General features: G+C 42.4%; 14 protein-coding genes. All 14 read left to right on the top strand.

The features are described 5' to 3' along the window. Nucleotides 1-6: 6 nt before the first annotated feature. The 14 genes from cobK (at nucleotide 7) to D1B33_RS00990 (ending at nucleotide 13252) form a co-directional block, all read left to right on the top strand. Entirely contained in the window at nucleotides 7-774 is a 768-nt protein-coding gene (cobK, locus tag D1B33_RS01055) for a precorrin-6A reductase (RefSeq protein ID WP_118874474.1), read from the top strand. After that, nucleotides 767-1441 (top strand): precorrin-8X methylmutase, encoded by a 675-nt coding sequence (locus D1B33_RS01050; protein WP_118874473.1) that lies wholly within the window; start codon nucleotides 767-769, stop codon nucleotides 1439-1441. The genes cobK and D1B33_RS01050 overlap by 8 nt, the downstream gene beginning before the upstream one ends. Continuing rightward, a complete protein-coding gene (locus D1B33_RS01045) occupies nucleotides 1416-2558 on the top strand; it encodes a cobalt-precorrin-5B (C(1))-methyltransferase (RefSeq protein WP_118874472.1) in 1143 nt (380 codons plus the stop codon). Before D1B33_RS01050 ends, D1B33_RS01045 begins: the two co-directional genes overlap by 26 nt. Next, a complete protein-coding gene (cbiE, locus tag D1B33_RS01040; protein WP_118875187.1) occupies nucleotides 2533-3735 on the top strand; it encodes a precorrin-6y C5,15-methyltransferase (decarboxylating) subunit CbiE in 1203 nt (400 codons plus the stop codon). The genes D1B33_RS01045 and cbiE overlap by 26 nt, the downstream gene beginning before the upstream one ends. After that, on the top strand, nucleotides 3728-4435 hold the full coding sequence (cobI, locus tag D1B33_RS01035) for a precorrin-2 C(20)-methyltransferase (protein WP_118874471.1): 708 nt from the start codon (nucleotides 3728-3730) through the stop codon (nucleotides 4433-4435). Before cbiE ends, cobI begins: the two co-directional genes overlap by 8 nt. Continuing rightward, complete coding sequence (cobM, locus tag D1B33_RS01030; protein ID WP_118874470.1) at nucleotides 4435-5217, top strand: precorrin-4 C(11)-methyltransferase; 783 nt, start codon at nucleotides 4435-4437, stop codon at nucleotides 5215-5217. Before cobI ends, cobM begins: the two co-directional genes overlap by 1 nt. Next, on the top strand, nucleotides 5210-6334 hold the full coding sequence (locus D1B33_RS01025; protein WP_118874469.1) for a cobalt-precorrin 5A hydrolase: 1125 nt from the start codon (nucleotides 5210-5212) through the stop codon (nucleotides 6332-6334). The genes cobM and D1B33_RS01025 overlap by 8 nt, the downstream gene beginning before the upstream one ends. A gap of 9 nt (nucleotides 6335-6343) precedes the next feature. Further along, the gene (locus tag D1B33_RS01020) at nucleotides 6344-7702 is read left to right on the top strand and encodes a cobyrinic acid a,c-diamide synthase CobB (RefSeq protein ID WP_118874468.1); all 1359 of its coding nucleotides are present in this window, start codon (nucleotides 6344-6346) and stop codon (nucleotides 7700-7702) included. Nucleotides 7703-7760: 58 nt separating this feature from the next. Next, the gene (gene cobA / locus D1B33_RS01015; RefSeq protein WP_118874467.1) at nucleotides 7761-8525 is read left to right on the top strand and encodes a uroporphyrinogen-III C-methyltransferase; all 765 of its coding nucleotides are present in this window, start codon (nucleotides 7761-7763) and stop codon (nucleotides 8523-8525) included. Next, nucleotides 8522-9082: a nitroreductase family protein gene (locus D1B33_RS01010; protein WP_118874466.1), complete on the top strand. Its 561-nt coding sequence runs from the start codon at nucleotides 8522-8524 to the stop codon at nucleotides 9080-9082. Before cobA ends, D1B33_RS01010 begins: the two co-directional genes overlap by 4 nt. Nucleotides 9083-9092: 10 nt before the next feature. Beyond that, complete coding sequence (gene cobO / locus D1B33_RS01005) at nucleotides 9093-9632, top strand: cob(I)yrinic acid a,c-diamide adenosyltransferase (RefSeq protein WP_118874465.1); 540 nt, start codon at nucleotides 9093-9095, stop codon at nucleotides 9630-9632. Then, nucleotides 9632-11113 carry a cobyric acid synthase gene (locus D1B33_RS01000; protein WP_118874464.1) on the top strand — a complete coding sequence of 494 codons (1482 nt, stop codon included), beginning with the start codon at nucleotides 9632-9634 and terminating at the stop codon, nucleotides 11111-11113. The genes cobO and D1B33_RS01000 overlap by 1 nt, the downstream gene beginning before the upstream one ends. Before the next feature lie 95 nt (nucleotides 11114-11208). Next, a complete protein-coding gene (locus tag D1B33_RS00995) occupies nucleotides 11209-12090 on the top strand; it encodes a class I SAM-dependent methyltransferase (RefSeq protein WP_233549353.1) in 882 nt (293 codons plus the stop codon). Next, nucleotides 12041-13252, top strand: a complete 1212-nt coding sequence (locus D1B33_RS00990; RefSeq protein WP_118874463.1) for a CbiX/SirB N-terminal domain-containing protein — start codon at nucleotides 12041-12043, stop codon at nucleotides 13250-13252. The genes D1B33_RS00995 and D1B33_RS00990 overlap by 50 nt, the downstream gene beginning before the upstream one ends. Nucleotides 13253-13331: the final 79 nt, after the last annotated feature.

Genomic DNA, 13331 nt, shown 5'->3' with positions numbered 1-13331 from the left:
AATAGCATGATACTTTTCTTGGCTGGTACAAGTGATGCAAGAGAGCTTGCAGTTTATTTGCAGCAAAACGGCTTCTCTATACTTGCAACGGTTGTCACGCAATCTGCCGCTGATAGCTTACAGCAGGCGGGGATTAAGCATCATATTGGTCGATTGAAAATAGAAGAGATGCAGCAGCTCGCCACTCATATCGGTGCCAAAATTATTGTCGATGCCTCGCATCCATTTGCCGAAGAAGCTTCCAAAACAGCCATTGAAACAGCAAAAACTATTGGAATTCCGTACTTAAGATATGAGAGGGAAAACAGTGTTTATGATCACAAACTTATTACGGAAGTAGAGTCATATGAACAAGCTGCACTCGAGGCGAAAAAAAGGGGCGGCAACATCATGCTAACGACAGGCAGTAAAACGTTGGCAACCTTTACGAAACATTTATTGAATGAGGATATGAAATTATACGCTCGTATGCTGCCCAATGTAGAGAACATGCAAAAATGTGCAGATTTAGGGGTTCCTCAGAAGAATATCATTGCGATTCAGGGACCTTTTTCAAAAGAGTTAAATCAAGCTCTTTATAAACAATACGGTGTGACTTTGATGATTACAAAAGAAAGCGGGCAAGTTGGTTCTATGGATGAAAAAATTGAAGCAGCAATCGAACAGCATATAGAAGTAATCTTAATCAAACGGCCCCGCATTCATTACGGCCAGAAATATTCCACGAATGAAGGAATATTAAATCATTTAAAAGGAGAGTTAAACAATGGCTAATACAAATTTCAATACAGAGTTCACGCCTTTAACTGTGAATCCTGACAAAATTTATGATTATAGTTTTTCAATTATTGATGAAGAGATGGGTGCACACTCTTTTTCAGAGGAACAATGGAAAGTAGTTCGCCGTATTATACACGCGTCGGCGGATTTTGAATTGGGCCGCAGCGTATTAATCACGCCGGATGCTATAGAAGCTGGGATTCAAGCGATTCTGAAGGGCCGTCATGTTATTGCGGATGTCCAGATGATCCAAAGCGGTTCCGGACAAAAACGATTCCAAAAACATGGAGGGGACTTGCATTGCTATATCGCGGACCCAGATGTGGCGGCAGAAGCCAAAGAGTTAGGGACAACACGTGCCATTATTTCCATGCAAAAAGCAGTACGCAAACATGAAGGGGGCATTTATGCCATCGGGAATGCTCCGACAGCATTATTGGAATTAATCCGGCTTATTAAAGCGGGCATTGCAAAACCTGATTTAATTATCGGGATGCCGGTTGGATTTGTATCAGCAGCAGAGTCAAAAGAAGAGTTGGCGAAGCTTCAAGGAATTCCATATATTACGAATGTGGGGCGAAAAGGCGGCAGTACCGTAACAGTTGCTGCATTGAATGCCATTTCGATTTTAGCGGATGAACGTGCAAAAGAAAACAAATAAAAAAGATCCGAAAGATATGCGTCACGGCTATACAACGGGTGCCTGTGCAACCGCTATGACAAAAGCTGCTTTACTTACTTTGGTTACAAACGTAAAGCAAGAGCAAGTCACCATTTTTCTGCCTGCCGGGAAGTTTGCCACTTTTGAAATATCGGAGACAATGATCGCTCACGATACTGTTAGCTGCACAACGATTAAAGATGCAGGGGATGACCCGGATGTCACCCATTTGGCACGCATCGTTAGTTCCGTAAGATTTTTGGACGAACCGGGGATTCATCTTGATGGCGGGGTTGGCGTTGGACGTGTAACAAAACCGGGGCTGCCTGTGCCGGTTGGTGAAGCTGCCATCAACCCGGTGCCGCGAAAAATGATTTTGGAAGTCGTTCAAGAGTTGGTCAATACCTATCATATAGAAAAAGGAATTGAAGTCGTGATCTCGGTTCCTGATGGGGAAGAACTGGCAAAAAAAACATTGAATGGACGGTTGGGTATTATCGGAGGCATTTCGATACTGGGTACTCGTGGAATTGTGGTGCCTTTTTCAAGCTCGGCCTATATGGCAAGCATTGTACAAGCGATCAGTGTAGCGAAGGAAGTCGGTTGTGATCATTTAGTACTCACAACTGGCGGCAGAAGCGAAAAATTCGCGATGAAGCAATATCCGGACCTTCGTGAAGAAGCGTTTATTGAAATGGGGGACTTTGCCGGTTTTACCTTAAAACATATTAAGAAAAAGCAAATTTCAAAAGTTTCTCTTGTCGGCATGATGGGAAAATTTTCGAAGCTTGCCCAGGGAAATATGATGCTTCATTCAAAAAGTGCACCGGTTGACTTTGGCTTTTTGGCAGAAATCGCAAAACGAGCCGGTGCGTCGCAGGAAATACAACAGCAAATTAAAGAAGCGAATACAGCTTCTCAAGTTGGAGATTTAATGAAAGCTCACAACAATATTACATTTTTCGATTATTTATGCCGTAATTGCAGTTATCATGCCATTTCCCATGTTAAAGGAGATCTGGCTGTATCCACTGCATTTTATTCCATGAATGGTGAATGTTTGGGGAAGGTGGAGCATCTTGACACAATTGATGAAGATGATTGGTATCGGGGATAACGGGGCTGCCGGTTTGTTGCCTCAGTATATCGAATGGGTTGAACAAAGTGAAGTTTTGGTTGGTGGAGAACGCCAACTGGATTTTTTTCCATCCTATACAGGTCAAAAAATCGTAATTAAAGGGGGCTTGTCAAGACTAGTTGAACAATTGCAGGCAGAACAAAGGAAGACGGTTATTCTGGCATCCGGCGACCCTCTTTTTTATGGGATTGGAAGCTATTTATCGAAAAAAATCCCCTTGGAGATCTACCCATATGCAAGTTCACTTCAGCTTGCGTTTTCCAGATTGAAGGAATCGTGGCAAGATGCGTATATTGTTAGTTTGCATGGCCGTACAATAAAGGGTCTGGCCCAGAAGATAGATGGCCGCCAAAAGGTCGCGATTTTAACGGACGAGGACAACTCTCCCATTGCCATTGCGAATTATTTAAAGCATTTCGGCATGACGGAATACGAAATGTTTATAGCCGAAAATTTAGAAGGCGAACATGAGCAATGCCGGTTAATGACATTAGATGAAGTTACGGAGAGTTCATTTTCTCCATTAAATATTGTGATTTTGCGCCAAACAACGAGAGGTCCCGTTTATCCATTGGGGATTGAAGATGAGGAATTTTCACAACGCAAGCCAGATAAAGGCCTGATTACTAAAAAGGAAATTCGTGTTTTAAGTTTGCAGGCTATGAATCTTGAACCGACCAGTATTGTTTGGGATATCGGAACCTGCACAGGCTCCATGGCGATTGAAGCTGGCAAACTGGCGAAAGAAGGAGCAGTTTTTGCCATAGAAAAAAATGAGGGAGATTTGGCGAACTGCCACGAAAATCAGCAAAAATTCCGTGTCGATATCACGGCTATCCACGGGAAAGCACCTGACCGCCTAGAGGAGTTTCCAGATCCAAATTCAATCTTTATCGGTGGATCCGGCGGAGAAATGCAGCAGTTGCTGACTACATGTATTGAAAGGCTGCAGCCAAACGGTCGACTGGTTATGAATTTGGCTACAATCGAAAATTTATATGAAGCTGTCAATTGTTTAAAAGAATTGCAATGTGATGTTTCGATATTGCAGGCCCAACTTTCGCGCAGTAAGCCTATTTTACATATGACAAGGTTTGTACCGTTAAATCCAATCTACATTATCACGGCAAGTAAGAAAGGAATCGAAAATGCATAATTTAGGGAAATTATATGGATTGGGCGTTGGTCCGGGAGATCCAGAACTCATTACAGTAAAAGCATTCCGCATGTTAAAGGAGTGTCCGGTTATTGCTTATCCCAAAAAACTGCGTGGGAGCAAAAGCTATGCACACCGAATTATTGAAGTATACATTCAGCCGGAGGAAAAAGAAATGCTTGGATTAGTATTTCCAATGACAAAGGATGAAGAGACATTGGCAAGAGAATGGTCCAAGTCCGTGGAGCTGATTTATGCTTCATTGGAAAAAGGGAAAGATGTTGCCTTTGTAACGGAAGGTGACCCGATGTTATATAGTACATTCATTCATCTCATGAAGTTGATGCGGGAAAAATACCCGGCGGTTGAAATTGAAACAATCCCAGGAATTTCTTCGTTCAATGGCTCCGCTAACCGGTTGGGTATTCCCTTGGCTGACGGAGAGGACCATGTGGCGATGATTCCGGCTACAGATGATTATGAAAAAATGAAAAAGGCTTTGGAAGATCATGATGCCGTTGTTTTTATCAAGGTTGCGAAAGTAATGGATATGATGCTGGAGCTGCTAAAAGACATGAATCTATATGAAAAAGCTGCAGTGGTAACAAAAGTGACGTCAGATGAAGAAATCATTTGGAAGCTGGATGAGTTGGAAGGTGTCGAACTGAATTATTTATCGTTAATGGTGGTGCGCAAATAATGAAAAAAATATGGATTATTGGAGCCGGCCCAGGTGACCCGGATTTAATTACGGTGAAAGGCCTTAAGCTTATGCAGCAAGCTGATGTTGTGATGTATACGGACTCACTCGTCAACGAAGAGTTAGTTGCAATGGCAAAGCCGGGCGCGGAAATTATTCGTACAGCGGGTATGCATTTGCAGGAAATGGTTGATTGTATGGTTGGATTCGTGAATGAGGGGAAAATGGTCGTGCGCATGCATACAGGAGACCCGGCAATGTACGGAGCAACAATGGAACAAGTAGCTCTATTGAAAGAACATGGAATTGGCTACGAGGTAGTACCGGGAGTTAGTTCGGTATTTGCTTCGGCAGCTGCTGTTGGAGCCGAGTTAACCATTCCCGATTTAACTCAAACGCTGATTTTGACGCGTGCGGAAGGGCGTACCCCTGTTCCGGAACTTGAAAAATTACGTTTACTTGCAAGCCATCATTGTACAATTGCATTATTCTTAAGTGCAACATTGACCAAGAAAATAGTCAAGGAATTGCAAGAGGCAGGCTGGGCGGATGATACACCCGTCGCAGTCATTCAAAGAGCTACATGGCCGGATCAAAAAATTGTTCGTACAACGTTGATTGAACTTGATGAGGCGATGCGTGTAAATGGCATACGAAAGCATGCAATGATTTTGGCTGGTTGGACTTTGGATCCGGCGATTCATGAAAAAAACTATCGTTCTAAACTTTATGACGCTACTTTTACCCATGGTTTCCGAAAAGGTGTGAAAGTCGATGATTGAATTGCAGGAGGGGGTAATTCCTGAAATTGAAGTGACAAAGCCTTACGCATTAGTGGCCATTACCAAGCATGGTGTTCAAAAAGCGCGCCAAATGTTGCAGGATTTTCCTCATGTCGATTTGTATTATATGGAAAAATTCGAGCACGGCGACGAACAAGCGAAAGGCATTCAATTATTTAAAGGAACAGTTCGTTTGTTATTGCCGGCCTTATTTAAAAAATACAAAGGACTGATCTTAATCATTTCATTGGGTGCCGTCGTTCGCATGATTGCCCCTATTTTGGAAGATAAAAAGAAAGACCCGGGCGTGTTGGTGATCGACGATAAAGCAGAGCATGTTATTAGTGTATTGTCGGGACATATTGGGGGTGCCAATGCGTTAACGCATGAAGTGGCCAATGTGATTGGGGCAAAACCTATTATTACAACAGCTTCGGATGTGCAAAAAACGATTCCCGTTGACTTATTTGGGGCGCGGTTTGGATGGGTTTGGGACTCTGATGAAAAATTAACGCCGGTCAGTGCTGCTGTCGTTAATGAGGAGCATGTGGCGATTGTACAAGAAACTGGAGAGACAAATTGGTGGATGCATGATACACCAATACCTTCATCTATTAAACAATATCAAACGATTGAGCATGCCATAGAGGCCAAGCCGGATGCAGCCCTAATAGTTACGGACCGTATTTTGGAGAGGGACGAAGAAGTCATTTTAACGAATGGAGTCATCTACCGGCCAAAATCGATCGTGCTTGGAATGGGCTGCAACAGGGGAACATCTTTCGACGAGATAGAAGCAGTTATTGACGAAACGTTAGCTGAGCTAAAGTTATCGAAAAAAAGTGTCAAAGCCTTGGTGACAATTGATCTAAAAAAAGACGAACAAGCCTTGATCGATATTACGAATCGGTACGGGTGGAAGTTTGTCACATATACACCTGGGCAATTGAATGAAATGCCATTGCCCAATCCATCTGAAACCGTCTTTAAATATACCGGTGCATATGGAGTAAGTGAACCGGCTGCAATGAGATATGCCAATACGAGCGATTTATTGCTGGAAAAAAAGAAGAGCGGCAATGTGACGATTTCTATTGCCAGATTGAACTTTTGTTAGGGGGGAATTATGGTAAACCGTTTTGTGATTGCCGGAACAGGCAGTGGAGTTGGCAAGACGACATTCTCCATTGGTTTAATGAAAGCATTGTTGAATAAAGGGCTGCGTGTCCAAGGATTTAAATGCGGCCCTGATTATATAGATCCTTCTTATCATACAGCCGTTACCAAAAGAGTTTCGCGCAATATTGATAGCTGGATGTTGTCCCATGATGTGGTCAAAACCATTGTAAGCCGGGCAAGCGAACAAGCAGATGTGGCCATTATTGAGGGCGTAATGGGCTTTTATGACGGGAAAAGTCCGTTAAACGATGAGGGCTCCACAGCTGACATCAGCCGAATTACTTCAAGCCCCGTTATATTGGTCGTAAATGGTGCGAGCATGGCAAGAAGTGTAGCAGCGGTTGTAAAAGGATTCCAAACCTTTTCGCACGATGTCAATATCGTCGGGGTTATTGCCAATCAATTAGGCAGTAAAAGCCATTATGAAATTGTAAAAGCCGCCATTGAACAGGAATGCCAAATCCCTGTAATTGGCTACTTGCAAAAAGGAGCGGTACCTCCTTTGCGCAGTCGCCATTTAGGACTCATTCCAGCCATTGAAAGAGGCGAACTGGATCCATACTTTGAGGAACTTGCACAAGCAATTGAAGCAACCGTAGATTTGGAGCTATTGCTGTCGTTAACGGAGGCGCCGCAATTAGAGCAAACCACTGTACTCTTCAATCCGCAACAAAAGGAAAAAGTTCATCTTGCTGTTGCAAGGGATGAAGCTTTCAACTTCTATTATCCGGAAAACTTAGAATTGCTGGAGGCACACGGTGCTGTGCTGCATTATTTCTCTCCTTTAAGAAATGAAGCGGTACCCGAAATCGCCCAAGGGTTGTATATCGGTGGCGGGTTCCCGGAGGAATTTGCAGAGCAGCTATCCAAAAATGAACTTACCAAAGAATCGATTCGCAAAGTCATTGCGGCTGGTATACCGACTTTGGCGGAATGCGGAGGCTTTATGTATTGTACGGAAGCCATCGAAAGAAGAGATGGTGAACAATTTAACATGCTCGGTGTTATCCCGGGCAAAGTGGTCATGCAAGATAAATTAGCTGCCTTGGGATACCGGGAAATAACAGGGGTAGAAGGGAACTTTTTAATTAAAGCACAGCAGCAAGCGAAAGGGCACGAATTTCATTATTCGACTTACCAAGGCGACCACGGTTCCCCAGCCTATTTTTCCAAGGGAAGATTCCGTGCGCAGCAAGAAGGCTATTTAGGCAAAAATTTAGTGGCAGGTTATACTCATTTTCACTTTGCCTCTAATATCCAACTCGTTGAAAACTGGTTAAATGCATGTCTGGAGGAAACAAAATGAATCATTGTGAACAATGCGATAAATATGTCTGGAAAATCTCAACAGGAGTTCAACAAATATGACAGGTAAGGTTTATTTAGTTGGCGCAGGCCCGGGCGATCCGAAGTTAATAACCGTTTATGGAGCCGAATGCATAAAAAAGGCGGATATCATCGCTTATGACCGGTTGGTAAACAAAGAGTTGCTGAACTATGCCAAGGAAACGGCCGTACTCGTCTATTGCGGCAAAGAACCGGGTAAGCATTCTTTGATACAGGATGAAATACATGAGCTTTTGGTAAAGGAAGCAACCAAAGGAAAAATGGTTGTTCGATTAAAAGGGGGAGATCCTTTTGTATTTGGTCGTGGGGCGGAAGAGGCTGCTATTTTAAGAGAAGCAAATATCCCATTTGAGGTTGTTCCGGGAATAACTGCCGGTATTGCAGCAGCGGCTTATGCCGGAATTCCTGTCACACACCGCGACTACGCGACGAGCTTTGCCATTGTAACCGGTCATGGTCGTGCCGAAAAGGGAAATGACTTTTTACATTGGGAAGCCCTGGCGAATGGGATTGATACGCTGGCGTTTTATATGAGCGTCGGAAATATTGGACATATTGCAAAGCAGCTTATTGCCCATGGCCGGAATGAAAATACGCCAGTCGCTGTAATAGAGCGCGGTACAACTGTAAATCAGCGGACATTTACAGCAACATTATCAAACATAGATGAAAAAATTCAACAAGAAGAAATCGTCAATCCAGCATTGATCCTGGTAGGGGATGTCGTGAACGTTAGAGAAAAAATCGCCTGGTTTGAACAAATGGAGGAATCTATACGATGACACTCTACGAATCATTAAAAAAACGCCGTGCGATCCGACAATATAAAAATATACCCATAGAAAAACATAAAATTGAACAATTGCTTGAAGCAGCAACATTTGCACCAAATGATCGCAATCGTGAGCCATGGCATTTTTATGTACTGCAAGGAGAAGCATTAAAAAAATATGAAGAAGTTGCCACGGAATATTTAGTAGAACGTTTTCCAACAAAACCAAATTTGGTTGATAGTTCATTGAAGGTTATTCAAACCACGCCACTTGTTATTGTCGTAACTTCCGAAAAAGTCGAGAATGATGAAGCTGCTACAAAAGACAATGTATTCGCCGTTTGCAGCGCCATTATGTCAATGTGGCTGATGGCTGAGGAACTGGGTTTAGGTTTTGTATGGCGTACAAGAGGAGTTGGCCTGGTTCACGATGAGCGGCTGCAGACATTTATTGGGGCGAGTCAAAGCGAGCAGATAGTAGGAACTCTTTTTATTGGATATCCAGAGGACGAAAAATTGCCAGAGAAAAAGCGTACTTCATTTAAAGAAAAAACCACTTGGCTTTAGGAGGGGAAAAATGGACAAACGGGGTCTGATACTTGTTTATACCGGTGAAGGAAAGGGAAAAACGACTGCTTCACTTGGGCTAACTCTACGTGCAATTGGCCGAGGTATGAAAGTACAATTTCTGCAATTTATCAAATCGCCGGAGCGTACCTATGGCGAGCAAATAGCTTTACGAAAACTGGGTGTAGAAACACAGCAATTAGGCATCGGTTTTACGTGGACAAAAACACCTGAAGAGCATCGGGAAGCGCTCAACAAAGCTTGGCAAAAAGTAAAAAAAGCACTTCAGGATGAATCCGTCGACTTGCTGGTGCTGGACGAATTGAATAATGCCTTGGCCATCCAAAAGTTTCCGATTGATGATGTACTCCCTTTATCCGAGGTAATTGAGGCCATTAAAAATCGCCCTCCCCATATGCATGTAGTTGTAACTGGACGTGCAGCCCATTCAGCATTAATCGATATTGCCGATTTAGTATCTACCATTGAGCCTACAAAGCATTATTATTCAGATCAAAATATTTCAGCGGTTAAAGGACTGGAGTTTTAATGGCTAAAGCGATTATGGTTCAAGGGACGGCTTCAGATGTTGGGAAAAGTTTAATATGTACGGCATTATGCAGGATTTTTGCAAACGATGGGTATCGAGTAGCCCCATTTAAATCTCAAAATATGGCGTTAAATTCATATATCACAAAAGACGGCGGGGAAATAGGCCGTGCTCAGGGTGTACAAGCGGAAGCAGCAAGAGTGGATGCGACGACTGATATGAACCCCATATTATTGAAGCCAAAGGGTGAAATGATGTCGGAAGTAATTGTTCATGGGAAACATCGACAAAACATCGATGCAAAAACGTATCGTGAAAACTTTGTTGAACTGGTAATGCCGGAAGTACAAAAATCTGTCGAAAAACTCCAGCAGCAATATGACATACTCCTATTGGAAGGGGCAGGAAGTCCGGCAGAGATTAATTTAAAAGACCGGGATATTGCAAATATGAGGATGGCTCATTTGGCGGACGCTTCCGTGATTTTAGTAGCGGACATAGACCGTGGAGGCGTTTTTGCTTCAATCATCGGGACACTGATGTTGTTGGATGAGGACGAAAGAGCAAGGGTCAAAGGAATTATTATCAATAAGTTTCGAGGTATGGAGGAATTATTGACGAGCGGCATCGAATGGCTTGAAGAGAAAACAAATATTCCGGTGCTGGGGGTTATTCCTTATTTGGATGTAGCAATCGACGCGGAAGATTCTTTGGCGTTATCAAGTTTACATTTAAAAAAACCAAAACAAGACGAATTGAGTATTGATGTAGCCATGATCCGACTTCCGCATATATCGAATTTTACGGATGTGGATCCTTTTTATGATGAGCCGGGGGTGGGTGTTAGATTAGTAACAAATCTTCACCAACTTCTAACACCGGATTTGCTTATTCTCCCGGGCACAAAAAATACGGTAGAAGACTTGAACTGGCTGAAACATTCGGGCTTTGCACAGGCAATTCAGGTATTGGCAAGCAGAGGAACAAAAATCTTCGGAATCTGTGGCGGCTATCAAATGCTGGGAGAGCTTCTTATTGATTCAGAAGCCGTTGAAGGGAACGGTGGCATCTTTGAAGGGCTTGGGTTGCTCCCAATCGAGACAACGTTCGTTCATCAAAAGCAAGCTGTTCAAACAAGGGGCGTTTTAATGGATGGCCAGCAAGTTTCAGGATATGAAATTCACCTGGGGCGTTCTAAAAAAACAGCGGACATCCGTTCTTTCATTCGATTGAAAGATGGTCGCAGCGATGGCGCAATAACAGAAAATGGCCAAGTTATCGGCACTTATTTACACGGAATTTTTCATAACCGTTTATATACCCGAAAGCTGATCAATGAGTTGCGACAGCAAAAAGGATTGCCTCTACTTTCGGAGGATGTAAAAAGTGATGGAGAATTGCGGGAAGAAGCATATGAAATGCTTGATTATCATGTAAGGAAGCATCTGGATATGGAAAATCTCTATTCATTGATTCAGTAAAAAGATTCGTGGAAGTAAAGAGTCGGCTTTTGTGTTTATTATACATTAAAGGCGTGCTGTATGGATTGAACCTGCTTATGACTGGAGGGGATTTTTTGAGAGGGCCATTAGCAATAAATTTTGAATCATTATGGCAAGAGGGAATGCATGACTGGCAAGGTAATATGCCGGAACGAATGAAGGACGATACATTGGAGGAAGCTTTTTGGCGACAATCAATTGCCAAAAAAATCATTCGCCAAATAGATGACCATGCAAAACCAATTTTTGAAATCATTCAGCAATACATTCATCCAACTGATGAAGTACTTGAAATTGGTCCTGGGTGGGGAAATTATACATTTCCATTGCAAGCTTATGCAAGAAAAGTCACGTGTGTCGATAGTTCGGAGGCTGTACTGGATTATTTGAAAATGTGTTTCCAGGAAGCACAAAATGTACATTATGTTTATGGCAAATGGGAACAAGCGGATGTGGAGGCCCACGATATTGTTGTTGGCGTCAATTGTTTTTATCGCATGTATTACATGTTAAGTACCTTGAAAAAGATGAATGCACTGGCAAAGAAACGCGTCATTATCGGCATGACAACAGGTCCCATCCAGCCTCACTATAAAGTTCTGGATGAGGAATTCGGCTACGAAATTAAATATCCGCGGAGAGATTATATTCAAATCGTTAATATGCTTTACCAGTTAGGGATTTTTGCAGACTGCCAAATGTTGCAGTTAGAACGCACGTACCATTATGCAACGAAAGAAGAATTAATAGCAGCACAAAGCAAAAAAATCTTAAGTGGGCATTATGACCCGAAGCATGTTGAACAAGCATTGGAGCCATTTATCACTGTCGATGCAGAAGGCTATCATTATAAGCATACATTTAATGCAGCAGTTATTTCTTGGAAACCTGTAAAGGAGGTACTTAATGACGACGTGGAATTTGCAAGGAATGCAAAAACATTTGCTCATTTGTAACGGCAGTACATGCATGGGTGCCGGTGCAGAAGAGATTACATTGGCCATCCGTGATGAAATTGCTAAGCACAAATTGGATGAACAAATTCATACATCCAGAACACGATGCAACGGAAGATGCCGCGATAAATGTATCGTTATTTCTTATCCTGAAGGAAATTGGTTTAGTGTCCCCAACGACAATGTAGCAAGAGGAATTGTCACCGACTCAATTGATGAGGAACATAAAATTTATACGATGGGGCAGGATGGATTACAGCAAGTCAACGGCCAATATGGCAAAGGGATTTCGAAAAGCAAACACAGACAAAGAAAAAATGGGAAACAAACTGAGAAAAAAGCGGTGTTATTTGTTGGCCATGGCAGTCGACTTGAAAGAGGAAATGAAGAAGTTCGTGAATTTATCAAAAGAATGAAAAAACTTCTAGGTGCGTCTATTTTAGTAGAAACTTGCTTTTTGGAATTTGCATCGCCGAATATCGAAGAGGGCATTGAAATTTGCGTTGAAAAGGGTGCGCAGGAAATTCATGTAATCCCGATAATTTTACTTCATGCTGGGCATTCCAAGTTACATATCCCTGCTGAAATTGAGCATGCAAGAGAGCATTTTCCGGATGTCTATTTTACTTATGGCCAAACAATCGGTATTCATGATGAAATATTTGAAATCTTGAAAACTAGATTGATGGAAGTTGGTATTGATCCCGAAGCCAGATATGAAGAAACGGCCATCTTATTAATAGCACGCGGAAGCAGTGATTCAGGTGCAAAGGACGACTTTTACAGCATTTCACGTTTATTATGGGAAAAACTTAATATCCAATGGGTCGAGAGTGCTTTTATGGGAGTAACTACACCAACAGTAGAAGAAGGCATCGAGCGTTGTATAAATCTGGGGGCAAAAAGAATTATTATGCTGCCATATTTCTTATTTACGGGTATTTTAATGGAAAGAATGAACCAAATGCGGGAGAAATTTGCGGAGCTGAATCCACAAGTTGAAATTGAAATCGCAAGTTATTTCGGTTATCATGAAAAGCTTCAGCATATTTTGGTTGAGCGTGCCGAACAGGCAATGAACGGTACGTCAACAGGTATGCAAGATTTGGAAAATTATCGGGCCTATGCAAAAGAACATGGCCCGGTCCACCACCATCATTAAATATAACAAGGTTTTAAGACAAAGTTGAAGAGACTTTGTCTTACTTGCTTTTAACAAACTAATACAAAATTAATAGAAT

The organism is Ureibacillus yapensis (assembly GCF_003515775.1).
Taxonomy (GTDB): domain Bacteria; phylum Bacillota; class Bacilli; order Bacillales_A; family Planococcaceae; genus Ureibacillus; species Ureibacillus yapensis.
The sequence above is the reverse complement of the archived record's forward strand: the minus strand, read 5'-3'. Positions and strand labels throughout refer to the sequence as shown.